24 protein-coding genes are annotated in these 26,486 nt (G+C 38.2%); 9 read left to right on the forward strand and 15 right to left on the reverse strand.

The annotated features are described in order from the left end of the window. Window positions 1-369: 369 nt before the first annotated feature. Complete coding sequence (locus ASE01S_RS12550) at window positions 370-1,500, forward strand: AI-2E family transporter (RefSeq protein WP_067842927.1); 1,131 nt, start codon at window positions 370-372, stop codon at window positions 1,498-1,500. On the opposite strand, the gene ASE01S_RS12555 is transcribed toward ASE01S_RS12550, so the two are convergent. From ASE01S_RS12555 to dnaE, 7 genes are all read right to left on the reverse strand, one after another. Then, window positions 1,501-1,896, reverse strand: a complete 396-nt coding sequence (locus tag ASE01S_RS12555) for an FxsA family protein (RefSeq protein WP_067842930.1) — start codon at window positions 1,894-1,896, stop codon at window positions 1,501-1,503. Between the two features lie 90 nt (window positions 1,897-1,986). After that, window positions 1,987-3,750, reverse strand: coding sequence for a pyruvate kinase (gene pyk / locus ASE01S_RS12560; protein ID WP_067842932.1), 1,764 nt, complete (start codon window positions 3,748-3,750; stop codon window positions 1,987-1,989). 44 nt (window positions 3,751-3,794) lie between these two features. Further along, a complete protein-coding gene (pfkA, locus tag ASE01S_RS12565; protein ID WP_067842935.1) occupies window positions 3,795-4,754 on the reverse strand; it encodes a 6-phosphofructokinase in 960 nt (319 codons plus the stop codon). Window positions 4,755-5,086: 332 nt separating this feature from the next. Then, window positions 5,087-6,031, reverse strand: coding sequence for an acetyl-CoA carboxylase carboxyltransferase subunit alpha (locus ASE01S_RS12570; RefSeq protein WP_067842938.1), 945 nt, complete (start codon window positions 6,029-6,031; stop codon window positions 5,087-5,089). Then, window positions 6,031-6,891, reverse strand: coding sequence for an acetyl-CoA carboxylase, carboxyltransferase subunit beta (accD, locus tag ASE01S_RS12575; RefSeq protein ID WP_067842941.1), 861 nt, complete (start codon window positions 6,889-6,891; stop codon window positions 6,031-6,033). Before accD ends, ASE01S_RS12570 begins: the two co-directional genes overlap by 1 nt. Window positions 6,892-7,272: 381 nt before the next feature. After that, on the reverse strand, window positions 7,273-8,451 hold the full coding sequence (locus ASE01S_RS12580; protein ID WP_067842944.1) for an NAD(P)-dependent malic enzyme: 1,179 nt from the start codon (window positions 8,449-8,451) through the stop codon (window positions 7,273-7,275). Between the two features lie 419 nt (window positions 8,452-8,870). Further along, window positions 8,871-12,203, reverse strand: coding sequence for a DNA polymerase III subunit alpha (gene dnaE / locus ASE01S_RS12585; protein WP_067842946.1), 3,333 nt, complete (start codon window positions 12,201-12,203; stop codon window positions 8,871-8,873). 137 nt (window positions 12,204-12,340) lie between these two features. On the opposite strand from dnaE, the gene ytrH reads away from it, so the two are divergent. The 7 genes from ytrH (at window position 12,341) to ASE01S_RS12620 (ending at window position 18,564) form a co-directional block, all read left to right on the forward strand. Further along, the gene (gene ytrH / locus ASE01S_RS12590; RefSeq protein ID WP_067842947.1) at window positions 12,341-12,673 is read left to right on the forward strand and encodes a sporulation membrane protein YtrH; all 333 of its coding nucleotides are present in this window, start codon (window positions 12,341-12,343) and stop codon (window positions 12,671-12,673) included. Continuing rightward, window positions 12,673-13,176: a sporulation membrane protein YtrI gene (gene ytrI / locus ASE01S_RS12595; RefSeq protein ID WP_067842948.1), complete on the forward strand. Its 504-nt coding sequence runs from the start codon at window positions 12,673-12,675 to the stop codon at window positions 13,174-13,176. Before ytrH ends, ytrI begins: the two co-directional genes overlap by 1 nt. Window positions 13,177-14,077: 901 nt before the next feature. After that, window positions 14,078-14,620, forward strand: a complete 543-nt coding sequence (locus ASE01S_RS12600; protein WP_067842951.1) for a hypothetical protein — start codon at window positions 14,078-14,080, stop codon at window positions 14,618-14,620. 376 nt (window positions 14,621-14,996) lie between these two features. Continuing rightward, the gene (locus ASE01S_RS12605) at window positions 14,997-15,833 is read left to right on the forward strand and encodes a DUF4097 family beta strand repeat-containing protein (protein WP_067842953.1); all 837 of its coding nucleotides are present in this window, start codon (window positions 14,997-14,999) and stop codon (window positions 15,831-15,833) included. After that, window positions 15,830-16,549: a TVP38/TMEM64 family protein gene (locus ASE01S_RS12610; RefSeq protein WP_067842956.1), complete on the forward strand. Its 720-nt coding sequence runs from the start codon at window positions 15,830-15,832 to the stop codon at window positions 16,547-16,549. The genes ASE01S_RS12605 and ASE01S_RS12610 overlap by 4 nt, the downstream gene beginning before the upstream one ends. 79 nt (window positions 16,550-16,628) lie before the next feature. Next, a complete protein-coding gene (locus tag ASE01S_RS12615) occupies window positions 16,629-17,297 on the forward strand; it encodes a response regulator transcription factor (RefSeq protein WP_067842960.1) in 669 nt (222 codons plus the stop codon). Continuing rightward, window positions 17,275-18,564 (forward strand): sensor histidine kinase, encoded by a 1,290-nt coding sequence (locus ASE01S_RS12620; RefSeq protein ID WP_067842963.1) that lies wholly within the window; start codon window positions 17,275-17,277, stop codon window positions 18,562-18,564. The genes ASE01S_RS12615 and ASE01S_RS12620 overlap by 23 nt, the downstream gene beginning before the upstream one ends. A 116-nt stretch (window positions 18,565-18,680) precedes the next feature. On the opposite strand, the gene ASE01S_RS12625 is transcribed toward ASE01S_RS12620, so the two are convergent. Continuing rightward, window positions 18,681-19,619 (reverse strand): DHH family phosphoesterase, encoded by a 939-nt coding sequence (locus ASE01S_RS12625; RefSeq protein WP_067842966.1) that lies wholly within the window; start codon window positions 19,617-19,619, stop codon window positions 18,681-18,683. 20 nt (window positions 19,620-19,639) lie between these two features. Beyond that, window positions 19,640-20,953 (reverse strand): DRTGG domain-containing protein, encoded by a 1,314-nt coding sequence (locus ASE01S_RS12630; RefSeq protein WP_067842969.1) that lies wholly within the window; start codon window positions 20,951-20,953, stop codon window positions 19,640-19,642. 493 nt (window positions 20,954-21,446) lie between these two features. Here ASE01S_RS12630 and ASE01S_RS12635 point away from each other — a divergent pair, with 493 nt between their 5' ends. Continuing rightward, a complete protein-coding gene (locus ASE01S_RS12635; protein WP_067842972.1) occupies window positions 21,447-21,905 on the forward strand; it encodes a universal stress protein in 459 nt (152 codons plus the stop codon). A 274-nt stretch (window positions 21,906-22,179) separates the two neighbouring features. Here ASE01S_RS12635 and ASE01S_RS12640 read toward each other — a convergent pair whose 3' ends face one another. From ASE01S_RS12640 to ASE01S_RS12665, 6 genes are all read right to left on the reverse strand, one after another. Then, window positions 22,180-22,833, reverse strand: coding sequence for a hypothetical protein (locus tag ASE01S_RS12640; RefSeq protein ID WP_157065217.1), 654 nt, complete (start codon window positions 22,831-22,833; stop codon window positions 22,180-22,182). After that, on the reverse strand, window positions 22,823-23,476 hold the full coding sequence (locus ASE01S_RS12645; protein WP_067842977.1) for an ABC transporter ATP-binding protein: 654 nt from the start codon (window positions 23,474-23,476) through the stop codon (window positions 22,823-22,825). Before ASE01S_RS12645 ends, ASE01S_RS12640 begins: the two co-directional genes overlap by 11 nt. Beyond that, window positions 23,473-24,294, reverse strand: a complete 822-nt coding sequence (locus ASE01S_RS12650; protein WP_067842980.1) for a hypothetical protein — start codon at window positions 24,292-24,294, stop codon at window positions 23,473-23,475. The genes ASE01S_RS12645 and ASE01S_RS12650 overlap by 4 nt, the downstream gene beginning before the upstream one ends. 1 nt (window position 24,295) lies before the next feature. After that, the gene (locus ASE01S_RS12655; RefSeq protein ID WP_157065218.1) at window positions 24,296-25,099 is read right to left on the reverse strand and encodes a hypothetical protein; all 804 of its coding nucleotides are present in this window, start codon (window positions 25,097-25,099) and stop codon (window positions 24,296-24,298) included. A 91-nt stretch (window positions 25,100-25,190) separates the two neighbouring features. Continuing rightward, window positions 25,191-25,595: a hypothetical protein gene (locus tag ASE01S_RS12660; RefSeq protein WP_067842986.1), complete on the reverse strand. Its 405-nt coding sequence runs from the start codon at window positions 25,593-25,595 to the stop codon at window positions 25,191-25,193. 341 nt (window positions 25,596-25,936) lie between these two features. Beyond that, window positions 25,937-26,134 carry a hypothetical protein gene (locus ASE01S_RS12665; protein ID WP_067842990.1) on the reverse strand — a complete coding sequence of 66 codons (198 nt, stop codon included), beginning with the start codon at window positions 26,132-26,134 and terminating at the stop codon, window positions 25,937-25,939. Window positions 26,135-26,486: the final 352 nt, after the last annotated feature.

The following is a 26,486-nucleotide window of genomic DNA, read 5'->3' on the forward strand; positions in this document are numbered from 1 at the left end:
GATCTTCTGCACTCCTATTGAGCACATTAATGAGTGTTTTCATTCCTGACTAGTTTGAGTACAAACCTTGGATAATTAACGGAACCATTTCAGGTCAATCTTGGCTTGTATGTATAATGGACGATCGTCCACCGTACCTATAGTCTATCGACAGCATGTTTGTTTTAAACAAGTGAAAGTAATAGATTAGCAGTACGTTGACCATTTCCTGATATGAAGTGAGGTATGCGATTATGGTGTGGTATTATGTCTAAAGTCACAATAAGCGATTATCAACTATATTATCATAAAAGTCACTATTAGCAAACTTTTAACATGAATAATGCGATTCAGACATAGAATGCTATATAAACCGTATGAGACAAGCAGGTGATCTCTCTGCAAAAAGAATATAAAAATAGAGTCAATCGATTTTTTCTTGTATTAGCTGTTGTATTACTGCTCTGTTTTAGTTTTTTTCTTGTCATTCGTTATTTATTCCCGATTGTCATCATTATCATCCTAAGCGCTTTGCTACAAAAACCTATACGTATCTTTCAAAAAATGTTCCATGTATCTAAACTGTTAGCGGCTATTTTAAGTCTCTTCTTGATAATTACTCTAATATCTGTCATTACAACTGTAGCCGTCCATTATTTAATTGATACAGTTAGTTCCTTTTCGCAATTTATTCCTATCTTTTTAGAAGATACTTTTGCAGCATTAACGGAATTTGTTAATTATCTCGGTGATACCTTATTTATAAGATTGGAACGCCTTTTGAATCGCTTCCATGTTAATTTAAGTGGACAATTGAATCGAAGTATCTCCAATTTTTACACAATCGCCTTAGAATGGGCACAGCAATTGTCAAATCAAATTTTTCCATTATTATCTAAATTACTCATTCAAGCTGCTCAGGTGACCTCACAGACATTTGTCATCCTAATCGGAACTTTACTTATGAGCAAGGATTGGGAATCGTATAAAGGCCGACTCACTAAATGGATGCCTGCTTATCTTTATCAAACGACGATAACGATTAAAAACAATCTTACTAAAACAACTTTTGCTTATTTTAAAGCACAGTTGCTCGTGTCAGGTATTACAAGCATTATTATGATGATTGGCTTTAGCTTCATAGGAATAAAAAATAGTATTTGGTTAGGTATTTTATTTGGAATGATTGATCTAATTCCTTTTGTAGGTGTAGGTTTACTTTTGTGGCCGTGGTTAAGTTATACCCTAATAAGTGGACAGTTCTCACTTACGATTAAACTGGCAATCGTTTACATTATTGTCGTTTGTCTACGACAATTGACAGAACCACGCTTAATTTCACAGCATGTAGGTATTAATCCTTTATATGTTATCTTGATTGGTTATTTTAACTATACCATAATGGGATTATTAGGTATTATTCTTACACCGTTCCTTCTCATTACACTTCAAGCACTTAAAGCAAGTCAACTGGACCGGATTATTTGGACATACATTAAAACAGGGACTCTTATTCGTTAACTAAAACCGCCGTATAATTGTCACCTTTCCTTTATTGAATTGATGACGGATCAGCCCTTTTATCCCATTCTTTAAGGGTAAGCGAGTTACGGGAATCAACAAGCAGAATCCTACAGCATCTGTAATAAAGCCAGGAGTTATTAATAATACAGCACCAATTAAAATGCAAATCCCGTCAAAAATTTGATCGGTCGGAAACTCGCCTCTGTCCAAGCTATGCTGAGCACGAGCTAAAACACCGAGTCCTTGTTGCTTGGCTAGAGTAGCACCAATAAGTCCCGTTAAAACGATTAAGCCAATAACAGACCAGCCACCAACCTTGGCTCCAATCCATACTAACAGACCCATTTCTAGTGCTGGCAGTAAGATAAACAGTAGTACGATCCATCTTAGCATCGGATTCACATCCTTATAGAGTATAAAAAGAGAAGGGACCAATATCCCTTCTCTATATTATAACAGATAACTATATGAATTTGCTATATCTTATAAGATACTAGCTCGTCCTGCGTATATGTCGCCTTTCTTAGCATCCATGGTTACTTCTTTACCTTCTTCAATTTTCGCCATCGCATCATCAACTCCAACAATAACTGGAATGGCTAAGTCTAGTCCTACTACAGCAGCATGAGAGGTTAAGCCACCCTCAACCGTAATAATACCACTTACTTTTTCAAGAGCTGGCATCATGTCTTTATCTGTGCCTTGTGTAACAAGGATATCCCCGGATTGTACTTTCTCAATGGCCTGTTGAGCATTTTTAGCAAATACAGCTCGACCGATTGTACTTCCTTTACCGACACCCTGTCCTTTAGTTAGCACGTCACCAATAATGTGAACTTTTAACAAATTAGTTGTTCCTCGCTCACCAACTGGAACACCAGCTGTAATGATGACACGATCACCACGCTTAAAGCAGTTAGTACTTAAACCACGCTCAATAGCTAAATCTAGGACCTCATCGGTAGTGTAGGCAAACTGACCTAAAATAGCACGCACTCCCCATACTAGCGATAAACGGCGGCTTACTTTTTCATCGAATGTCACGGCAATAATTGGAGCTTTAGGCCGATATTTTGAAATCATTCTAGCCGTATGTCCACTTACCGTAGGAGTTAGAATCGCATCTACATCTAAATTCATGGCAGTATGGTTAACTGACTGACTAATGGCATCAGTCATTGTCATCTCACTGGACTTAGAACGAATAGCTAAAATGTTTTTATGATCTAGGGCTGATTCAGTTTTTAGCGCAATGCGATGCATGGTTTTAACTGCTTCTACAGGGTAATCTCCAGCAGCTGTTTCACCAGAAAGCATAATCGCATCTGTTCCATCAAAAATGGCATTGGCAACGTCAGAAGCTTCTGCTCTAGTCGGGCGAGGGTTACGTTGCATGGAATCAAGCATTTGAGTAGCGGTAATAACTGGTTTACCTGCAATATTACATTTCTGAATCATTTCTTTTTGCACAACAGGTACATCTTCAGGTGGGATTTCTACGCCTAAGTCACCACGGGCAACCATTAAACCATCACTTACTTGAATAATGGCATCCAAGTTGTCGACCCCTTCTTGGTTCTCAATTTTAGGAATAATATTAATATCTTTACCACCATTATTATCTAGGTGCTCACGAATCATTAAAACATCAGCAGCCCGACGAATAAAGGAAGGAGCTACAAAATCTACACCCTGTTCAATACCAAATAAAATATCTGAGGCATCCTTTTCTGTCATACCTGGTAGATTTACACTCACATTAGGAACATTAACACCTTTTTTATTTTTCAATACCCCTGAATTCAGTGCTTTTGTTTTTAATTCTTTAACGTCATTGATAATTTCAACAACTTCAAGCTCAATTAGTCCATCATCTAATAAAATTTTTGAGCCAACCTGAACATCCTCAATGAGCTGTGGATATGTAACGGCAAATTTTTCACTTGTTCCTAATACGGTTTCATCCATTGAAATATTAATATATTGCCCTTTAACAATGTCAACTTGACCATCTTTCATCGTACCGGTGCGAATCTCAGGACCTTTAGTATCTAACAAAATCGCTACTGTTTTGCCAAGCTTAGCTGAGGCTTCTCTAATATTTTTAATACGTTGACCATGCTCCTCAAAATCACCATGGGAGAAGTTTAACCTTGCTACATTCATCCCTGCTTCGATAAGGTCGGTCAGTTGTTCAACTGATTCAGATGCTGGACCAATCGTACATACAATCTTTGTTCTTCTCATTGTTTTATTATCCTCCTTATAATTTAACAACTATCTATACAAATCTAGATAGATAATTCACTCATTAGCTGGTAAAGACTCATATCTAACTTGTGAGGTTTTTTCAATACGTCGATAATATCATGATGGACGAGTTGATTATTTTGAATACCTACCATTTTTCCTGCTTCGCCTTCACGTAATAAGTCAACAGCTTTTCCTGCCAATCGACTGGCAAGTACACGGTCAAAACCAGTTGGACGTCCTCCTCGTTGAATGTGCCCTAATACGGTTACACGTGTTTCAAAATCTGTAGATTCTTCGATGCGTTTACCATAGTCAATCGCACTGCCAACACCTTCAGCCAAAATAATAATGCTGTGCTTTTTACCGCGAGCACTTCCACGTTTTAAACGCTCAAGGACATCTTCAAATTGCTCATCCTTTTCTGGAATAATAACACTTTCAGCCCCATTTGCTAAACCAGCCCATAGTGCTAAATCACCTGCATCACGTCCCATTACTTCGATAACATATGTACGTTCATGCGAAGTAGCGGTATCTCTAATTTTATCTACCGCTTCAATAATCGTATTTAAGGCTGTGTCAAAACCAATGGTAAAATCTGTACCTGGGATATCGTTATCGATTGTACCTGGAACACCAATACATGGAAAACCTTTTGCTGTTAGTTTAGCAGCACCTTGAAATGAACCATCCCCACCAATCACAATTAAACCTTCAATTCCAAATTTATTTAACTGCTCAATTGCACGAGCTTGTCCTTCTTCTGTTTTAAATGCTTCAGAGCGAGCAGAGAATAATGTTGTTCCGCCACGTTGAATAATACCACCGACAGAACCCAGCTCCATTTTTTCAATTTTCCCTTCCATTAAACCTTGGTAGCCATTATATATACCATAGACTTCCATACCGTGATAGATGCCTTTGCGAACAACGGCACGAATAGCTGCATTCATTCCTGGAGCATCTCCACCACTCGTTAAAACACCGATTTTTTTCATCCTTTTCACCTCAATCTAAATGTTCACAAAACTAACCTTACCATTATATCATAATTATATTCTAATATAATTCCAATTAAGATTATACATGAAAGCACAAAGAATCACACCCCTAAATATGTCGATTTAAGGGTGAAATTATATTTTTTTTCAATTTTTTCAGCTTATTAGGATATTTATCGCAGTGTAACTGGCTGGGGCTGCGATTACTCGCCCCATCGAAGGGCTTTTGTAAGAATTCCACTCCAAGAAATAAGGGAAATTCTAAGTGGGAAATCCAACAGCCAGTAACAGCCCGATTGGTTCAACTAAACGAAATGCCACAAAGAAAATTATGAACCAATTTTTTTATATTTTTCCCATCTTTTATCTAGTAACTGATCATCTGATAGCTTGAGTAGATAGCGGAGTGATTTTTCAATATGGACATCAAGATAAGCTACCTGCATGGCCAAATCACGATGGGCACCGCCACGCGGTTCGGGGATAATTTCATCAATAATTGATAATGTTTTCAAATCCTGTGCGGTGATTTTTAATGATTTGGCTACTTCCTTAGCCTTTGCTGCATCTTTCCATAAAATGCTCGCTGCACCTTCTGGAGATATCACTGAATAGGTTGAATTTTCTAGCATATGAACATGATCGGCTAAGCCAATACCTAACGCACCACCACTGCCACCTTCTCCAATAACAATCGCTACAATAGGTACGGATAGATGAGCCATTTCTAGCAAATTACGCGCTATCGCTTCACCCTGTCCCCGTTCCTCAGCACCTTTTCCGGGATGGGCTCCTTTTGTATCAATAAAGGTAATAATCGGGCGATGAAATTTTTCAGCGAGCTTCATTTGACGCAAGGCTTTTCGATACCCTTCAGGATGTGGACTACCAAAGTTTCGATATAGATTTTCTTTCGTATTTTTCCCTCTTTGCTGACCAATAATGGTAACAGGCTTATCTTTATATTTAGCTATTCCTGTGATGATAGCTGGATCGTCACGAAATAACCGGTCCCCGTGCAGTTCAATAAAATCCGTAAATAAATGCTCAATATAATCAAGTGCCGTTGGGCGTTCAGGATGTCGCGCAATTTGAACGCGATCCCATGGCTTTAAATTCGCATAAATATCTTTTTCTAGTTTTTCTAAACGGGCTTCTAATGTGGAAACTTCAGATGTGAGATCAAGTTCACTATTAGCAGCCATTGCCTTTAATTCTTTAATTTTATCCTTTAGTTCAATTATGGGCTTTTCAAATTCAAGCGCATGCTTCATTAATCATTACCTCCCACTTGATGAAGATCAAGGATAGTGGTCAAAACAGCTTTTAATTCAGAGCGTTTAACGACACGGTCAACTTGGCCGTGCTCCAATTGAAATTCAGCCGTTTGGAAGTTATCGGGTAGTTTTTCTCGGATCGTTTGTTCGATAATCCGCCGACCAGCAAAACCAATTAAAGCACCTGGCTCTGCTAAATGGTAATCACCAATTGAGGCAAAGCTAGCTGTCACACCCCCAGTAGTCGGATTGGTCATCACAACGATCATACATCCGCCTGCTTGGCTAAATCGATCTACTGCCATCGAAGTCTTAGCCATTTGCATTAAGCTAACCACTCCCTCTTGCATTCTTGCCCCACCAGATGCGGTAAAAATAATGATCGGTAACCTCTCTTCACGCGCTTGTTCCAATGCTCGAGTGATTTTCTCGCCGACAACAGCTCCCATGCTTGCCATTCTAAAATGTGGATCCATCACGACAATTGCGGTGGCCAAGCCATTTATTTCTGCCTTACCCGTTACAACAGCTTCGTTTAAACCCGTTTTCTCTCGGTCTGCTTTTAATTTACTATCATACTCTGGAAAATCTAATACATTCTTTGATGTCATTTCCCGATCCCATTCAGTAAAGCTACCATCGTCAACTAAAGAATTAATCCGTTGAAATGCAGTCATCTTATGATGTTCGCCACAAGCCGGACAAACATTTAAATTGTTCTTCCATTCTTTTTCATAAAATATCTTCGAGCAGCTCTGACATTTTTCTACTAAGCCTTCTGGGATATCCTGTTTTGCCTTTTCAGTTGGTATCGCCGCATATTTCTTCTTCTTAGTAAAAATACTTTTAATCTGCATCGATCTTTCCCCCCGATTTACGTTTGCAAATATAAACACGATTGGTGTTCACTTCATTCATAGGTCCGCCGACGAGCTCCATACGAGCAAGTTTGTTTTATAATAACTAATATAATAAAATAATATCCATTTAATTAGAAGCTTAATATAAGCCCTCTTTTGAAGTGTAGAAAAGCTCTTTTTTTCTCATGGTGACCTATGGCATCGTCGAACATTTATTAATGAGTTTTTCTTTAACTAGATAGCCCTAGCTGATTCCTAACAAATTAGATCTGTATATTGAACCTAATGCTAGTCTTTATTTCAATTCGATCAAACACATCTATATTCCGTTACTTGATCATTCAACTGTGAATTGTATTACCCCTTTGTTGTTATTTTTTACAGTTGAGCTACACCTGAGAGCTTGGCTGCCTCCGCTACAGCAGCTGAAACCACGTCGGCTACACGCTGATCAAATGGATTAGGAATGACATATTGACTATTCAATTCATCTTCCTTAATTAAGCTGGCAAGAGCCTTGACCGCTGCTACTTTCATTGCTTCATTTATATCTGAAGCACGGACACGCAGTGCCCCTTTAAAAATCCCGGGAAAGGCTAAAACGTTATTCACTTGATTTGGATAATCGGATCGTCCTGTTCCTACCACACGAGCCCCGGCCTTTATTGCTTCTTCTGGTAATATTTCAGGAGTAGGATTTGCCATTGCAAAAACAATTGGATCTCTATTCATTGATCGAATCATATCTTGATCGACTAGACCACCAAGTGAAACCCCAATAAAAACATCAGCAGCTCGAATCACTTCTCTAAGTGAACCACCCTGTTTAGTTTTATTCGTCATCGAGGCAATTTCTTCCTTCATTTTGTTCATACCTTCTGATCTGCCTTGATAAATAGCACCTTTTGAGTCACATAAGATCATATCTTCTACTCCAAATTGAGCTAACAATTTAACAATAGCAATACCAGCAGCACCCGCTCCATTTACTACAACCTTTATTGAAGCAAAATCCTTATCTACTAACTTCAATGCATTTACCAGTCCAGCTAAGGTAACAATCGCTGTCCCATGCTGATCATCGTGAAAGACGGGAATATCCAGCTCACGTTTTAAGCGCTCCTCAATGATAAAACAGTTCGGTGCGGCAATATCCTCTAAATTTATTCCACCAAATGTTGGGGACATTAATTTAACTGCTTCAATAATTTGCTCAACATTCTCTGTATCTAAGCAAATTGGAAAAGCATCGACATCGGCAAATCTTTTAAACAGTACTGCTTTACCTTCCATAACAGGGAGTGCCGCCTGTGCACCGATATTGCCTAGGCCTAGTACAGCAGAACCATCTGTGACTACGCCGATCATATTACTTTTCATCGTATATTTATAAGCATTTTGTTTATCCTTCTCGATTTCTAGACAGGGCTCTGCCACCCCTGGAGAGTAAGCTAAGCTTAATTCTTCCTCATTAGCAACCGATACCTTAGCTTGTACAGATAATTTTCCATGTTTATCCTGATGCATTTTTAGTGCCTTAGCTTTTAATGTTGACACAAAAACTCATCCCTTCGTCGACGTATTTTTAATGGTCTGTTCAAAAAGCCAAATTAGAAAGCTAGTAGATCGGAGCGCCGAGAGACTTAAGCAACAGAGCAAAGCTCTCTTTGAGTAAACCTGCCAACATTCGGTCATTTTTGAACAACCTAAGCTGTCTTCCCTTATCTTTTGATTGGTCTATCTGAACACTGAACTTCTCCATTATACCAAATTAGTACCTGGTGTAAATAACAGCTGCTTAAAATTCCAAGTGGGAGTCATTAAATGAAGCTAGCAGTCAATGTATATGATGGATTAGAATAAACCACCTTATTTATCTTTTACATAACCATCTTTCCCCACAAAAATTAAAGTGTGTAAGTTCTATGGCAGGTTCCGATGCATAGGACTTGGTTTCTTTTATCCTGACACTGGATTTATTTGTTGCTCTGCTCCGCTTCAGAAGCATCCTTTAGAATAACCTGCTCGTGACCAAAGTCTTGCTTTAATTGATTGAGGGCATGGTAGCCTTCTCGAATATAGTAGTGCTCCGATAAACGATAAGCCTTATTTATCTCAGGCTGATAGATAATAATAGGTGTGGAACCAGGATAAAGTGAAGCAACTTGCTTAATTCTATTCAAAGCTTCCTCCATCTTATGCTCAATCAATTGAATATAAATGACCTTGCTATTCTGTTGGACGGATTCTAATTGCTCGAGATTTAGTAGCTCCAGCTGATTGATAATCAGTTGAACCTTTCCTTGTCTAGTCTCGCTGTGACCGATTAACTTTAGCATAGCTTGTGTTTTAAGCCAAGACTTGACTTTACGATATAATTCGGGAAAAATGACCCCATCAAGTTCACTCTCTTCATCAGACAAACTGACAAATGCCATCGAATCGCCGCGTTTTGTTCGAATCGATTTTAGATCTTGCAACACGGCAGCTGTATGGATCGATTTCTGATCAGGGTGATTATGAATGAAATCTAGCGACACCACACCATGGCTACGAAGCATTTTTCTATTAACTTTTAGTGGATGATCGGAAACATAAAAGCCTAATAGCTCCTTCTCATGGCCAAGTTTTTCTATTAAATTAAACGGTGCTACCTCTTGATAATCACCGGTAAAATGTAACCCATTACTAAACAAATTAATTTGATCATCAATACCACCGAATAACTCACCTTGTTCCATCGCTTGGTCCAAGGTAGCTAATAATGAAGCACGTTCAATACCAAATTGATCAAATGCTCCTGCTAATATCAAACGTTCAATGATCGGACGATTAACAACCTTTAAGGATACACGCATACAAAAGTCAAACAAACTCTTAAACGGCCCATCATTACGTGCAGATAGAATTTCTTTTACCGCTGGAAAGCTGACTCCTTTAATTAATGAGAGCCCCATTCTAATATTCGTTTGTTCAATTTTGTAACGATAGTGACTTGCATTGATTGAAGGGCCTAAAAGGTTAATTTGATGTCGTTTAGCTTCTTTTAGAAATAACAAGGTTTTGTCACGATTGCCTGTTACGGTATTGAGTAATTCAGTATAAAAGAACAGGGGATAATGTGCTTTTAAGTAAGCAAGCTGATATGAAATCATGCTATAAGCAACGGCATGACTCCTATTAAAACCATAATCAGCAAAACGGATAATCCATGAAAAAAGCTCCGTAGCTATCTCTTGCTTATAGCCGTTATCAGTACATCCTTTGATAAATATATCCTGTAGTCGATTAATTTCTGCTCGCTTTTTTTTACTAACGGCACGTCTTAACAAATCGGCCTGTCCATATGAAAGGCCTGCAAATTTATGAGCTAACTGCATGATTTGCTCCTGATAAATAAGCACACCAAAGGTTGATGACAAAATCGGCTTTAGATCAGGATGAAGAAAATGCACGGGCTCTTTACCATGCTTCCGTTTAATATAGGTTTCGATAAAGTCCATTGGACCTGGTCGATAAAGGGCATTAACGGCGACAATATCTTCAAAGCTTGTTGGCTTTAGTTGCTTTAATACACGTTTCATCCCTGCAGATTCTAATTGAAAAATACCGTTGGTCTGACCAGCCTGTAAAAGCGAAAAAGTTTCTTGATCATTTAACGGCCATTGATTGGGTTCAAGCTTTTTATTTTGATGATGCTCAATCCTATTCAAAATACGTTCAATTGTAGTAAGGTTACGTAAACCAAGAAAGTCCATTTTCAATAACCCTATGTGCTCTAAATCCCCCATGGCGTACTGTGTTAAATATTCACCTGCTTGATCGGTTGTCATTGGTACAATTTCAGTTAGCTTTTGATCGTGAATGACAACCCCAGCCGCGTGTGTAGACATATTTCTCGGTAATCCTTCCAATTCACGAGCCACTTTGAAAAATTGCTGTAAAACTTCAGACTGTTTAATGTATTCAAGTAAAGCATCAGACTGCTTTACACTATTTACCAGCGAATGTGAACCATGAGGTATTTCTTTAAGAATAAATTCTAAGTCTTGTTCAGGTAAAGCAAACACTTTAGCTAACTCCCTAATAATGGAACGTGTTTGAAATGTGCCAAAGGTTCCTATTTGGGCAACATGATCTCTACCATACTTTTCCTTTACATAGGCAATGACCTCTTCTCGACGGTGATCGGAAAAATCAATGTCAATATCCGGCATCGAAACACGCTCTGGATTAAGAAACCGTTCAAAAAGTAAATCATACTGAATAGGATCAATGGTCGTGATATCTAATAAGTAAGCGACTAACGACCCAGCCGCTGACCCTCGCCCTGGTCCAACCAAAATATCTTGTTGCTTGGCATAGCGGACAAAATCCCAGACAATTAAAAAGTAATCACTAAATCCCATTTTCTTTATCGTATCTAACTCATAGGATAAGCGTGACTCTACGTCAGAACGATCTGGATATTTTTCAAGCAATGCTTTTTGGCATAGCTTGGCTAAATAGGCATGAGCTGATTCAGATTTAGGTAAAGGAAAATGGGGCAATTTCATCTGATTAAAATCTAGCTCAACTTGGCACTGTGCAGCTAACCGATTGGTTTCTTCGATTAAGCTAGGATATCGCGAAAATGTTAAAACCATTTCCTCCTGTTCTCGCAAATAGGATGTATTCTGTTGAATTTGATCCAAAGCACTTATTGTTTGTTTTAGATCAATCGCTCTGATACATTGATATGCCCTGTCGTGCTCGGGTTCTAAATAACGGACATCTCCAAGGGCAAGCATCGGGATCTCCAAATGAGTCAGTGAAGAAACTTTGTCTTGTTCCGAATTGCCCACTCCGATATAAAGCTGATTAGGCCAATGGGATCGAAATGCAGCAATAGCCGCTGATTGATTACTATTTATGTAAGTAGAGATCAGCTTGGATTCTGTCGGTAGAATAATAAAACAATGAGAGAGTAGCTCAGTTAATTGCTGAAATGGCAAAGACTTTGTTTCATTTATTTGAATCATCGAACTAATTCTTAATAAGCTCTGATAGCCTTGTTGATTTTTAGCAATAAGAAGGATATCGTTCAATTCTTGCTCTAATTCAATCGTGGCAATCATACCAATGATCGGCTTAATCCCAGCCTTTTGGCAAGTACGATAAAATTCAACCGCTCCATGCAACACGTTATAGTCGGTAAGTGCAACAGCAGACATATTTAACTGCTTAGCTTTTTGAACGAGCTGATTAATCTTAACCGTGCTATTCATAAAGCTATAACCACTACGAACTCTTAGGTGAACAAACGACATCCATAACCCCCCTCTCAAATCTATGGTTTAGTTCTATTATAGCTGATTGATCTACGATTTGAAAAATAAAACATTATTGTCATTGGGGCAACATAGACTAGCAGTAGCTATATGCCTCAGTTAAAGGAGCAAAGAAAATGGGAGAACGTTTTTTCGCAACATTAATTCAGTGCTTTTTTATTGCATTAGGCGTTATCATCGGGGGAGCTTTTATTGGTAGTATCGGGGCATTTGCGAGTGGGGAGCCGCCGTTAACCTTAATGGGTCGGATTGCCCGAAGTTTACGAATCTGGGCTATTGTCGCAGCAATTGGTGGAACATTTGATGTTATTTCAAATTTTGAACGCGGTATAATGGAGGGTTCGACACTCGATATTGTTAAACAAATATTAATTATTATTACAGCAATGGGGGGCGTCCAATTGGCTATGCTTATTATTGAATGGTTGATCCAAGAGGAGCTAAGTTAATGCATATTCCACCACTATATCGACGAAAAGATTGGCAAAGACTTATGGTTGGTTTTTTTTTAGGTGGAGTAATCGCCTACCTTATCTTTATTTATATGTATGGTCAGCTAATTGAAAAGCGGATCGAAGAAAACCTGAGATTAAGAACTGAATATCAAGAACTACAATTAGCCTATGATACATTAGAATCGAACTTATCTGAATTAAATCAAAAGTATCAACAGAAACTCCTTATAAATAGCATTGACATCATTATTGTAAATGCTGACACGTTTAAACTGGATCGTTTTATTCTGCATGAGTTAGAGGACATGATTAAGGAGGAGGTTAAAGACATTTTAGGGAAAGAGGCTGCAACACTAAACGATCATTACCCACTGCTGATCAGAATGATAGAAAACAAGTCCTATACCATTGATGGCTTTACCTATCAGGCTAAGGTTAACCATTTATTTATCAATGAAAATAGTGAAATACATATCGAGCTTGACTTACAAAGATAACCTCGGTCCGTCAGGCACGATACATTCACACTTAGCCTTGCTGTTAGACATATGGTGGATCAGTCTTTATTTGATGGAAAGATAAGCCATACCTTATATTGACTGACTTTGTTTAAAAGAAGTGATAAAAAATGATCAAATGAGAGTAAGCGCTTTGGGACATTGAAGTGAGGTAAAAAAATAGAAAACCATAAGTATCCGCCGGTTCTACCGGCGGTTTTAATTTTGCCACCTTAACAACATGCTACTAAAGTGGACCCTTAAGTGACCGTTCTCCCTCTCTATTTTGAATCGATCTACGTATGCGCGTTTGCTCATGTTGTCTCACAATCGATTCTTTGCCTCTTACTTACGAATATATATAGCTATTCAATATTGTTTAGCAAACTCTTCTATTGGCGGAGACGTAAAACCGCAGGTGTTAAACAGACGGATTGCAAAAAGAGGCTGGAACCCGTATGTTCTACCCTCTTTTTGCTATTATAGCTTGCATCAAGCTAACTTGACCCGATAATTACACGAAAGCATGTACCAAATCTGCATCAATACTATAGCCGAGATTAACTCTTTCCCTTTGCTGGTCTGTTTTATCCCAGTGTAACTGGCTGGGGCTGCGATTACTCGCCCCATCGAAGTTTTGTAAGCCTCCCACTTCAAGAAATAAGGGAACACGTCATGTCTAAGTGGTTGATTCAACAGCCAGTAACATCCGATTGGTTCAACTAACGTTCAGCGGGGGATAAAAACCCCCACTGAACGAAGTTTCACTTTATAGGAGCATACGGGAACCGAGTTATTCTTCAATGAATTTATAGCAAATATTCAGAAAAGATCCCCCTTGTTTCTCATTTTTACTTGTTAAGATAAAGCTGTAAAAAACACGAGAAGTGAGGGAATACAAATGGCTAAACTATATATATCGCTTATTAAGACGAAATCACCTATTGGTAGATTAATTACGCTTATAAAAAGAGATGAAGTAACACATGCTGCGATTTCATTGGACAAAAAGCTGTACACATTACATGGATTTGGGCGTCGGTCTAACTGGATCCCGATAATAGCCGGTTTTCGGAAAGAAACATATTCGGCTGGATATTATGGACGGTTAAAAACTTTACCCGGTATTGTTTTGGAAATGGATGTGACTGAGGCACAATACAATAAAGTTGCGCAAATTGTAAGCTCTTTTGCTCAGAACCAAAATAAATACCATTACAGTATAACGAAGCTGATTAGTAATCTTTTCAATAAAGAAATACAGAGCACTAGCAGCTTTATATGTTCGGAATTTGTCGCTTATGTGTTAGAAAAAGCTGGTATTATGCATTTCACAACACCCTTGAATTTAGTGCGACCACAGATATTATTGCAAGAGCTTAGAAAGCGCCAGGCAATTCCAGTTTATCAAGGGGATATGAAGCATTACCGGGCTATGGCATGAGTTTATTCACTCTTTAATTGAACTTAAGTAGCAGCAGTGCGCTATGATTTTGTCGCCGACGTTATTAGCATGGTGTACTCATAAACCCATTATCGCAGTGTAACGACTCCCACTTCAAGAAATAAGCGAACACGTCATGCTAAGTGGGAGATCCAACAGCTATTAACGGCCCGATTGGTTCAACTAACCTTCAGTCAGTGAGAGAGGAAGCTGAGACTAAGTTCGCGACGTCGTGTGGCAATGTCTGCACCAGCACACCCTATGCGTCGGAACCCCCACTGAACGAAGTTTCACTTTATTTTAGGGATGGGTGCTAACAGATTGGCATACTTGTAGCGGCAATTCTTTATTAACAATAGTTGTGGAGGTACTTTTTATGAGAAATACAACAAAACGAAAAATGCTCATGCTTATTATTGGCACATTAGCTATTGTGTTGTTGGCAGGGTGTAATAAGGAAAATATGAAGAATATCGACTTATCAAACATTAATAATATCACGATCGTTTATAATTCCGAGGATATCACTTTTATAGAAAGTGATGAAGATGATTTAATAATAAAGGAATACTTGAGCGAATGGAAATCTTCGTATGAGGCAAAAGTATCTGTTACAGAAAACAGCGTCAATATAAACGTAGGCAAGCGTCCACTTGTTACTACTTTTGGCGCTTACGTTGAAATTTATCTCCCTAAAACATATTCTGGAAATTTAACCGTTGAAACAACCAGTGGAAAAATCAGTATGGATGCAGCATATTCTTTCGATGCAATCCACATTAAAAGTACAAGTGGTAACCTTGAATCTGAAAAAGTATCCGCAAATACGATTGATTTCATCACAAACAGCGGCGAAATCTTATGTCATTCAATCTATGGACATATAAGCACTAAAAGCAACAGTGGCAGAATTTCAGTTTCAGATGCAAGTGGAGCAGGGAATTATGAGTCTAATTCTGGGGAAATAGAACTTGAATATATAGAAATTGGCGGGGATATAACAGTCTATTCCCAAAGCGGTGGGGTCTACCTTACAATGCCAAAAGACAGTAATTTTATCTTTGATGCTAATACGCATAGCGGCAATATCAGAACGACTTTTCCTGAGTTTCTAGCCAGCACAGAAACAACAGCAAATGGCATGATTGGTGACGAAGCAGGGATAACTATAGACCTTTCAACATCATCCGGGAATATTGAGGTTACGCGATGAATGGGAAACTAGGCAAACTTAGCAAAACACAAAAAAGAGCGATTACCTTGTCTGTTTTAGGTATCGTATTAATCATAGCAATCACCCTGTTATTTTTGCCTTATTATAAAAGGCTGTACATGCCGGAATTTCAAGACAAAATCAAAGAATGGATTAACTCTTTAGGTGTCGGTGGATGGTTGATTGTCTTCGGTATTCAGGTTTTACAAATTGTCATCGCGTTTATTCCGGGTGAGCCTATTGAGGTTATTGCTGGTATTTTATACGGGACTTGGGGAGGCCTGCTATTATGTCTGTCAGGTTGTGTAGTAGCTTCCACTTTTATTTTTTTGATTTCTAAGAAATTTGGAATGCCTCTCCTATACAAGATATTTAGAAAGGATAAAGTCGAAAATTTTGCTTTTATGAAAGATAAAAAAAGGGTCGAAACCGTCAGCTTTATTCTATTCCTTATTCCAGGTACTCCAAAGGATATGCTGACATATATAGTAGGGGTCAGTAATTTGAAGCTAAGGAGCTTTTTACTGATATCTACCTTTGCCCGTATCCCGTCCGTGGTATCCTCTACTATGATAGGCTCCTCCATACAGCAAGGGGATTGGACTATAACCATCACTATTTTTATTATTACAGCAATGATTGGAATATTAGGGATTTGGTTTCATGATCACATAATAGACTTTTACCAGAATAGCAGACACAAGGACCCGGAATAGGCTGTTTTCAGTCTGCAAAATACAATATTAGCAACAGAAGTTATACTATATTTGATAAAGACAATAAGGAGAATGCACGATGAACAAAATTCTATTGATAGAAGATGATGAAGCTATTGCTCGTTATTTAGAATTAGAGCTTAAACATGAAGGGTACGCACTTGTGATTCAAGATAATGGAAAATCCGGTTTGAATTGTGCTTTAGAAGAAGATTTTGATTTGATATTGCTTGATATTCTGTTACCTGAAATGAGTGGTCTGGAAGTGTTACGAAAAATTAGAAAAGAAAAAAACACGCCTATTATTATGCTTACGTCTAAAGGAGAAGTTTCCGATAAGGTGGCCGGGCTGGACAGTGGTGCAAATGATTATATTGCGAAGCCTTTCTTCATGGAAGAATTACTGGCAAGAATACGCGTTGTTTTCCGAAAAGACGAAACGGATAACATTCTCCAGTATGGAGCGCTGAAAGTACATGTTTCTTCCCGGACTGTTACCGTAGCCGATGAAGAAGTCCAACTGACAAAGAGAGAATATGACCTTCTTGTATACCTGCTGAAAAATAAAAATATCGTCCTCTCACGGGAAAAAATCATTGAAAGTGTTTGGGGGTTTGATTTCTATGACAATACAAATATCGTGGACGTATACATTAAAAGTATTCGTCAAAAATTGGAACCTTTTATGCCGGAGCGGATGATACAGACAGTCAGGGGGATAGGATATGTTATCAAGGATAAGAGCTAAAGTTAATCAGTCCATTGTCGTAAAATCCACAATTACCAATATTGTGCTGTTCGGCCTTATATTTTTAGCGTTAGGTTATGGTATATATCAAGCATTTTCCAGCATTATGTTTGAAGGGGCAATTCTTGTATTGGAAGACCATTCACGGGTAATTAGTGATTTTGTAAAGGATGGGTATATTGATATCATTCCCTCCTATGCTGAAGATAGCGCCATTTCCGTAACCATGTCACCCGCAAGCGGAGCAGTTAACTCCTCGGAAGTTGTCATTGACGGTGTAGAGATTATATATCGATTTATCGTACCAGGCTTAACGGAGAGCTACGATGTAGTTATCACAAAAACATTGGAAAAAGAATGGGAATCTATCCGAACTATGCTTATTTTTCTGATTGGCGCATCTGTCATTCTTGTTGCATTTATTCTGTTTATTACAACCATCACCACAAGACGTACAGTAAAGCCCATTCAAGAAATGATTAACACAATAAACAACGGCGGCTTAGATGTACGTCTGGATGTGGCAAATTCTCAAAATGAACTAAAACGATTAGCTGAAACATTCAATAAACTGCTCGATGGAATTTGGAAAGTCTATCAAAATCAAGAGCGATTTGTTTCAGATGCGTCACATGAACTGCGAACGCCGTTGCTTGTCATTCAGGGATATTCGGACTTGCTAGAACGGTGGGGTAAAAATGATGAATCTGTACAAACAGAGGCGGTTGCTTCCATTAGGCAGGAAGCGGTATACATGAATAAACTGGTAGAGCGCCTGCTCTTTCTCGCTAATGCTGACCAAAACCGTCTGAAAGTAGACCTTAAAGAAGTAGAGCTGCTGGAGTTACTAAACAGTATCATTCACGATTCCACACTTATTGATGATTCACACACCTACAGGCTGGAAGCAGAAAAACTTCATATTAGGGCTGACGCTTCTCTTATTAAGCAGTTAATCCGTATTCTGCTAGATAATAGTGCAAAGTATTCTATCGTTGGTGGAGAGATTACCGTCAGAGCTTATCAAAAAGACCAAGATACCATTATTGAAGTGGAAGATCATGGTCCCGGTGTATCGGAAGAAAATCTGTCCCATATTTTTGAACGTTTTTACAAAGCCGACAATTCTCGAACGCGAAAAAGAGGGGGGACGGGGCTTGGCTTATCCATAGCAAGGCGGATTGTAGAGGAACACAGTGGGAAAATCTTTGCAAGTAACACATCTAAAGGATTATTGATCACAATTTTATTCCCACGTATTTCCTAAAGTATATTAGCCTTAATTTGGATATGGATAATGGTTACCACTTCTTTCACACAGGTCTCTTCCTGTGTGAAAAAAGACGTGATAAGTAAGTGGTCTGGAAATTTCCAGATCACTTACTAATTAACAAGCTCTTCTAATGCATCGATTAATTGATCGGCTTCCTCCCAGCTATAGACAGTCGCACCTGAAGCAAGTGGATGTCCTCCACCGTTGTACCTTGCTGCGACTTGATTGATTACCGGTCCTTTTGATCGTAGCCGCACCCGAATACTCTCTTCATCCTCGACGAACATTGCCCAGCATTTAATCCCCTCAATGTCCCCATATAATCCAACGAGCATACTTGTTTGATCAGGTGTCACCTGATAGCGTTCTAAGATATCCTTAGATAGCTTCACTGCACAAACACCTGATTCACTGACATTAAGCTGCTCTAATAAGTATCCTTTCAGCCGAGCGATAGGGATACTTATCCTATACATGTCATGATACAGCTGAGTACGGTCAAATTGATACTGAATGAGCTGGGCTGCGATATGAAATGTTTGTTCAGTTGTACTTGGATAAAGAAAGCGACCTGTATCGCCTACAATCCCGGCATATAATAATCGAGCAACCTCATCAGTTAAATCCAATCCTTGGTTGCGACTATAATCAATGAATTGAAAAATCATTTCTGAAGTAGAGCTTGCATTCGTATCTACCCAACTTATATTTCCATATACATCTACTTCTGGATGGTGATCAATTTTTATGACTTCTTGAGCAGATTGATAACGTGTGTCATCTATTCTTGGTCGATTTGCTGTATCACATACAATAGCAAGAGCTTCAGTAAAAGTCCGATCATCGACTTGATCCATTTTAGCCAAAAAGTTTAATGACGACTCATCTTCCCCCGTGCAATAAACAGCTTTATCAGGAAAATTAGCTTGAATAAATTTAGCAAGTCCGACCTGAGAGCCGAATGCATCAGGATCAGGGCGAACATGCCGATGAATAATAATCGTTTGATAGTGTTCAATTTTTTTTAAGATAGCTGTTAGCAATTCCAATTCCTGCACCTCTTTTTTTATTAGTAACGTTCAATGAGTTGACCCATTAATACGGCTTTACCGACAATATCTTTATCATGATGAAGCTCTATGTCAATCTTAACTGATTTTCTACCTATCTCAAGAATCCGTGGTGTAATTTCAATGGTGTCTTCTAACTGTACAGGCTTAATAAAATAGACCGAAATATTCTCGACCACTAGATCGCCCTTTTTCAAGTAAGTCATTAAACGACTACTTACCTCACTAATAAATGAAACGAAGACGCCATTCGAAAGGGTGCCTAATGCATTGGTCATTTGTGGTGTTACCTGTGACTTAAAGGTAAAATGTGAGCCTTCCTGCTGAACAGTTAAACCACTCGTTACGATATCATCAATGGTTTCACCAACTTGCGGCTGCCGTTGCACATGCTGGAGCGCCTTTAAAACATCTTGCCTAGAAATGAGCCCTACTAAACGATGATTTGGGCTGACAACGGGGACAATTTCAATCCCTTCCCATACCATCATATGGGCCGCATAGGCAAGCGATGTTTCCTTCAACACGGTCATTGGACTTTTTGTCATAACTTTATCTATGGTAAGATCCTTCGTCTTACCGATCACATCTTTTGAAGTGACAATGCCGACCACTCGCATTTGTTCATCTACTACTGGATAACGAGAATGTGTTGTCGTGTCTTTCAAATAATACCAGCGTGATAAGGTATCCGTTCGCTTTAAATAGTGCGTCTTTTCATACGGTGTATAAATATCACTTACTAAGACAATTTCTTTTTTTATCAGTTGGTCATAAATTGCTCGATTTATCATGGCGGCCACTGTAAAGGTATCATAACTCGTTGAAATAATTGGCAATTTTCTTTGATCTGCTAACCGCTTAATGTGCTCATCAGTATCAAATCCACCCGTTATAAGAACGGCTGCTCCTTCTTCTAAGGCTAACTGGTGAGCCTCAACTCTATTCCCAATAATCAAGAGAGAATCTTTTTCTAAATAACGCATCATTGCCTCTGTCTTCATCGCTCCAATTACAAATTTATGCAGCGTCTTATATAAACCTTCTCTCCCTCCTAGCACTTGACCATCGACAATACCGATTATTTCTGCAAATGTTAAATGTTCAAAATTTTCTTTCTTCTTCTGTTCTATCCGAATCGTTCCCACACGTTCAATCGTGCTTACTAACCCTTGATTCTCAGCTTCTTTAATCGCTCGATAGGCTGTTCCCTCACTAACTCTTAACTCTTTGGCAATCTGTCTTACTGATATCTTGTTTCCCACTTTAAGAGATTCTATGTATTTCAGTATTTGTTCATGCTTTGTTGCCATATATCATCACCGTACTTTCTTATCTGTACTAATATTATTATTAATAGTGTTATTATACAGCTCAATGACTAAAGTAGCAATTCCATTAATCAGTATTCCATACCATTTACCCAAACTTTGGTATACGTTTAGCATCTAATGTTCCAGGATTTTATTCGTGTGGCAATGTGGGTTTTCACAGTGTGAGGAAGATTGAAATTGAAAGACTCACCACTTATCGACCTAAAGGTTTGATTGAAGCGGGAGGCTTACAAAAGCCCTTGGATGGGGCGAGTAATCGCAGCCCCAGCCAGTTGCACTGCGATAAATTAAGATCATTAGCTGCTTTCCTTCTTATCATACGCAGTGATATAACGATGAAGAGTTGGTTTGCTTCAGATTCATTAACTTTTTTTTCTTATCTTAGCAAAAAAAGCATAAACTTAGTTTGAATAGGTTTTTCAATTAGCTTTTAGTGGTATATTATAATATATTGGTTAAGGAGTGATGAAAAATGCCATCAGAAGAGTATAAGCGCATTGTTGTTGCAGTAGATGGTTCGCAAGCATCTTTGAAAGCCTTTACAAAAGCTATTCAAGTTGCCAAGCGCAATAACGCAACTCTGATTATCGCCCATGTTGTCGACACTAAAACCATTTCAACAGCAGAGATTTACGACCAGTCCATGATTAACCGATCAGAAAGCTATGCTAATCAGCTGCTTAATGAATATAAAGCAAAAGCTGAAAAGGAAGGGTTAAAGCATGTTAAAACACATATCGATTATGGTTCTCCAAAGGTTCGTATTCCTAAATATGTTGCAAAGGCATATAAGGCAGACTTAATCATGTGTGGGGCTACCGGTCTCAATGCTGTAGAACGCTTTCTGATTGGTAGTGTTTCAGAAAACATTACACGATACGCTCCGTGCGATGTTCTGGTAGTACGCTCTGACGAAGAAGATAAGGAATAAAGTGAAACTTCGTTCAGCAGGGGGTTCGACGCAGAGGATGTGCTCGTGCAGACGTTGCGACACGATATTGCGAACTTAGTCAGCTTCCTCTCTCCCACACTGAACGTTAGTTGAACCATATTGGCTGTCGGATCTCCCACTTAGACATGACGTGTTCCCTTATTTCTTGAAGGCGGGACTTATAGCCAGTTACACTGCGATAAAATTGGAAAAATAGCTTAGTATAAAATGAAGAGCCGATCAATTTTTGTCTGATTGATTGGCTCTTTTCATACTATTTAGGATATTGTTCTAGTAGTTCATGCTTAAGAGCCATAAGGGCTGCTAAAGCTTCATCTGAGCTAACGAAGAATTCATTATCTTTCACAGATACATATGGCACGTAGCGATCATCTTCGGTCACGGACAAGATCGTATGATCCTTATCTTGATAATTAAAAATAGGTGGGATAATAAATTCTGGTAGTAAATAGATCTTTTCCTCCGGATCAAGTGTTTCAAGCTGTTCATCTAAAAAGATTAAATACTCTTCTCCAGGTTGCATAACATTGATAAAATTTAAGTTAGCTGACATATTATCAAAGAAAAGACACCAATCCGTTGACATGACACCTATCTGGTCGCCTCTCTTTAATTCAGAACTACGGTAGACCTCTTCTATTTCAACAAACTGGATATTATTTTTAAAAGTATAATCCATCGCTCCATTCGCGCTCACTCTTATAATTGATTTACTTTTTGGTAGCTCTTTTCGCATCGATTCAATTAAATTTGGTGACATATCAAAATCCCACAAAGCCACAGAAAAATGTTCAAGTGGATTAGCTTCAGCTGTCACATTCGTGTAGGTTTGCCGAAAAAAAATACCAGTCCCAGCCGCAACCACTATTGCCCCTCCTAATAAAGACAACAAGATTTTATTCAGCATGATGAATCACCTCATTGCTTAGTCGACCTGCGTCAAGATAAAAGACATGGTCCGCCAGCAACTGGATATCTTCTTTATTGTGACTTGCTAATAAAACCATAGCACCTCGTTCCTTTTCCTCTGTAATAACTTGACGAATTAATCTAACGCCATCTTCATCCAACGAATTTGTCGGCTCATCCAACATTATAATATCAGGTTGTTCCATAATAGCCTGCGCCAACACAATTCGCTGTTTCATTCCCAACGAATACTTACGAAAGGTGCGTTTGTCATCAGGATCTAAGCCAACTCGTTCAATAGCTCGTCTAATTTGAGTGTTATCAATTTTGGCATTTAATTTAGCTAACAACTGCAAATTTTTAAACCCTGTAAACTCAGGATATAGCCCAGCATTTTCAATCGTTAACCCTAAGTTCGGCAATACAGGGAAATCCACGTGTAATCGTTTGCCCTGATAAATGATTTCACCCGAATTTATTCTCATCAGCCCCGATAACGCTCGAAATAACATCGTTTTACCAGAACCATTTCGACCAACAAAACCGTAAACAACACCAGCAGACAACGATAGATTAATGTCAGTCAAAATCGGTTTATTCTTGATCATCTTATTTATCTGTTTAACTTGTAACACGTTCATAGCCCCCCGCTTTCTGTATTTGAATCCACCCATTCTTGTCTTCTCACGATATAGCTACCTATACCAATCACCACCAAAGCACTGATTAAAAAAACAAGTGCGGACTCATTTAGATTAAAGTCGATATTAAACTGATTTAGTTTATCGTTTACCATTGCAATTGAACTACTTTGCCACGGCAGGATCAGCCGCGCAACAGGATTAAATTTTAGTAAAAAGACGTGTAGGGCTTGATTAGGTGTATTTACCAACGGCCAAACGTTTTCCCACAATAGAAGTAGTCCGATACTAGCCATTTGAACAACTACAATGATAATGAAACCGTGACTACTGTCAAGTTTGATAGCGATGATATTTACCAATAAAGCTGTGATAAATAACCATAGTGAATGAATGACAACATAATACAGGAGTAACATAAAGGCTCCTTGATCGTAGCTGAACTGACCTATAGCCGTTATTAACAAGGTTGCGGTCAGCACCATCACTAATGGGTAAATAAATGAAAAAAAGTACAGTTTACCACTTTCCTTAAGAAACCAACTTACACGATTGGGACAACGAGAAAAGTAATAAACACTAGCCGAACAAAAACGCCGATACACATAAGTCCCGAACACAATTTGAAACAGAAAGAAAGGTAGGAAATTTAGCGACAGATCAATGATATAGACTAGAATGATTTCAGTATCAACAAAACCAAACCACAAAATGATGTCCGAAAACATCAGCTCATGATTAACACTCAAATAAGGTAAGGTCTGAATTACTCCCCATGCTAGAGCAATGACTAAAGACTTGATTATATCCCTCCACATCTCACATTGCATCCCTTCTCATTTTGACTACAATAATTAAAATGGAAAGCAAACAGAGTGAGACGGTAAAAGTTACCCACGCCATTAAGCTACCCGTTGGATTATAAAACAAATTAAACAACGGGAGATATAAAAAATAATTGGTATCGACTGGAATAGTAGGAATAAGTTGTTTTGATAGACTAACCAGATAAAGCAGGAGATAAACTGGTAAAAACAATAACACTTTAAACTTGATTGGAAATGTTGACACTGCAACCGTGAATAACGCTAAAACCCCCGAAAAAACACCAAAAAACAGTGTAAAGACTACCGCATACAAGTATGGTGACTGAATATAAAGTCCAGAAAACAACTGCATGTGAACTCCACTTATATAAGAGACATCATAGATTCCTATATTTGAAGGATCGCCAACTGCCGACACTGGGAAGGCGATTAGGTTTAATAAAATTTCAATTAAAAATGGAACAGAAAACACAAAAAAAGTTACCGAAAAAACAACGATCATTTTTCCTAACAAATAGTAACGCGCTCCTAGTCTTGATTGTATAAAAATATACTGGTTCAATTGCTTGTCTGTAAATAACGCAAAACCAGCTGGTACCACAACTAAGAGCGGAAAATATTGCATTAAATAAAAGCTGTACTTACTCCAGTTTGAAAGTGTTAAAAGTTTCATTGGGTGATACATATCAACAACATCCGTCCCTTGATAAGTCCAGACGTTGCTAAAGTAGTTAACTAAGACTAACGTCATTAATAAAAAGAAAATAACGGTAGCTACTTTTTTTTGCCAAATCACACTAAGCTGCATCTTTATTGAGTTGAGCAACATATGTCGACAGAACCTTTCCAGATAGATTAATAAAGATATGAGATCTATTTGATACTAGTTATCTAGCACTATAGTATACATCCGCTTTAGCGCCATAATTAGGGTTATTCCCCCTAAATTGGAACTTAACACTCTTGGTATTTAGCGATCCATTGTAGATTTTTATACTCGTATTCCCCTTGTTTGTTTCATTTAGGGTATAAATATCTGACATGTTCTTTCCACCTGATGAGGTGAGTTTCACCTGAATTCTAGTGAAATTATCCTCCCCACCATTTGTAGGGTAAACAGCGTAAAGTCGAGCATGGACATTTGAATAATCACCAGACCTGGTCGCACTTCTGGAAACCCACGTCTGATTTTTTGGTAATGTTAAAGTCGTTCTAGCAGCAAAAACATTTGTACCAAGAAGTAATGAACAAACAAAAATAACTGAAAGCACTTTTGAAAATGTGTTTTTCATAGGTCATTCTCCTTAAAATTGGATTATTTAGATCTCAATATCTTTATGAATAGATTATAATTGTAATAAAATGAGAAGTAAATATATTTTTTGTAATTTTTTTAAATATATTTACAATTATTAACGTATTAAATGGTTGGTAAAAACCATGCTTAGCTCTGATATTAATCAGAACCATTTAATGTATTAGAAAGAAGCTTTTATGTCAAATATTTTTTTAGAGCATTTTACATGATAATGGTAAGAATTAAGCCCTGAACGACAAAAAAAGAGCAGCCTACTAGAAATAAGCAGCTGCACAGACGCTTTAATCCAAGCTTATGGTAAATCAATTGATTGATCTAATGTTTAATATAATTACCGTCTTTAGTGTAAAGGTATTGCGAACCTGTGTTGAAAGTCACGATAATGTCAGAACCATTGTGATTACAAAAATTAATGTTACTTAATTCAAACGGACTTCCTTCCTCTTGTTGGTGGCGGGCATTGACAAACCGAATCAACAATTGACTTTGCTCATCTAAGTGGTTGAAATTCATCAATATAACCTCCTTTATATTATTTATATGTGAATAGCTAAAAATGTTAGTCTAGTTATGGTTAAAATCAGCAAACAACTTTTATAACTTAAGTATATGCTATTTATGGTTACTTATTAAGCAACCCGAAAGCGATCTTTTCTTAGCCAACAGAGCAATAGTGCTTTTCACAATCCTTTCAACCAAATCAAATGTACCAAAGTGTATTTGTTCCTGAATTTTATCAATAAAAATAAATTTCTTCGGCAATCAATGGCATCCGCCGAAGGCTTTAACTTTACTCAGCCGCATTTGAAGCCCGCAGAATGGCATACAATAGACATTCATCTCACCACAGATAGAAGTGGGAGGC

This window comes from Amphibacillus sediminis NBRC 103570 (assembly GCF_001552275.1).
Taxonomy (GTDB): domain Bacteria; phylum Bacillota; class Bacilli; order Bacillales; family Amphibacillaceae; genus Amphibacillus_B; species Amphibacillus_B sediminis.

Excerpts from the sequence above, each read along its gene's own strand:
- ASE01S_RS12640 (WP_157065217.1), bottom strand. The coding sequence starts at position 22,833 with ATGCTGAATAAAATCTTGTTGTCTTTATTAGGAGGGGCAATAGTGGTT.
- ASE01S_RS12660 (WP_067842986.1), bottom strand. The coding sequence starts at position 25,595 with ATGAAAAACACATTTTCAAAAGTGCTTTCAGTTATTTTTGTTTGTTCA.
- ASE01S_RS12630 (WP_067842969.1), bottom strand. The coding sequence starts at position 20,953 with ATGGCAACAAAGCATGAACAAATACTGAAATACATAGAATCTCTTAAA.
- ytrH (WP_067842947.1), top strand. The coding sequence starts at position 12,341 with ATGGGAGAACGTTTTTTCGCAACATTAATTCAGTGCTTTTTTATTGCA.
- ASE01S_RS12620 (WP_067842963.1), top strand. The coding sequence starts at position 17,275 with ATGTTATCAAGGATAAGAGCTAAAGTTAATCAGTCCATTGTCGTAAAA.
- ASE01S_RS12650 (WP_067842980.1), bottom strand. The coding sequence starts at position 24,294 with ATGTGGAGGGATATAATCAAGTCTTTAGTCATTGCTCTAGCATGGGGA.
- ytrI (WP_067842948.1), top strand. The coding sequence starts at position 12,673 with ATGCATATTCCACCACTATATCGACGAAAAGATTGGCAAAGACTTATG.
- ASE01S_RS12570 (WP_067842938.1), bottom strand. The coding sequence starts at position 6,031 with ATGAAGCATGCGCTTGAATTTGAAAAGCCCATAATTGAACTAAAGGAT.
- ASE01S_RS12635 (WP_067842972.1), top strand. The coding sequence starts at position 21,447 with ATGCCATCAGAAGAGTATAAGCGCATTGTTGTTGCAGTAGATGGTTCG.
- ASE01S_RS12600 (WP_067842951.1), top strand. The coding sequence starts at position 14,078 with ATGGCTAAACTATATATATCGCTTATTAAGACGAAATCACCTATTGGT.
- ASE01S_RS12610 (WP_067842956.1), top strand. The coding sequence starts at position 15,830 with ATGAATGGGAAACTAGGCAAACTTAGCAAAACACAAAAAAGAGCGATT.
- dnaE (WP_067842946.1), bottom strand. The coding sequence starts at position 12,203 with ATGTCGTTTGTTCACCTAAGAGTTCGTAGTGGTTATAGCTTTATGAAT.
- ASE01S_RS12555 (WP_067842930.1), bottom strand. The coding sequence starts at position 1,896 with ATGCTAAGATGGATCGTACTACTGTTTATCTTACTGCCAGCACTAGAA.
- ASE01S_RS12605 (WP_067842953.1), top strand. The coding sequence starts at position 14,997 with ATGAGAAATACAACAAAACGAAAAATGCTCATGCTTATTATTGGCACA.
- pfkA (WP_067842935.1), bottom strand. The coding sequence starts at position 4,754 with ATGAAAAAAATCGGTGTTTTAACGAGTGGTGGAGATGCTCCAGGAATG.
- accD (WP_067842941.1), bottom strand. The coding sequence starts at position 6,891 with ATGCAGATTAAAAGTATTTTTACTAAGAAGAAGAAATATGCGGCGATA.
- ASE01S_RS12645 (WP_067842977.1), bottom strand. The coding sequence starts at position 23,476 with ATGAACGTGTTACAAGTTAAACAGATAAATAAGATGATCAAGAATAAA.
- ASE01S_RS12665 (WP_067842990.1), bottom strand. The coding sequence starts at position 26,134 with ATGAATTTCAACCACTTAGATGAGCAAAGTCAATTGTTGATTCGGTTT.
- pyk (WP_067842932.1), bottom strand. The coding sequence starts at position 3,750 with ATGAGAAGAACAAAGATTGTATGTACGATTGGTCCAGCATCTGAATCA.
- ASE01S_RS12615 (WP_067842960.1), top strand. The coding sequence starts at position 16,629 with ATGAACAAAATTCTATTGATAGAAGATGATGAAGCTATTGCTCGTTAT.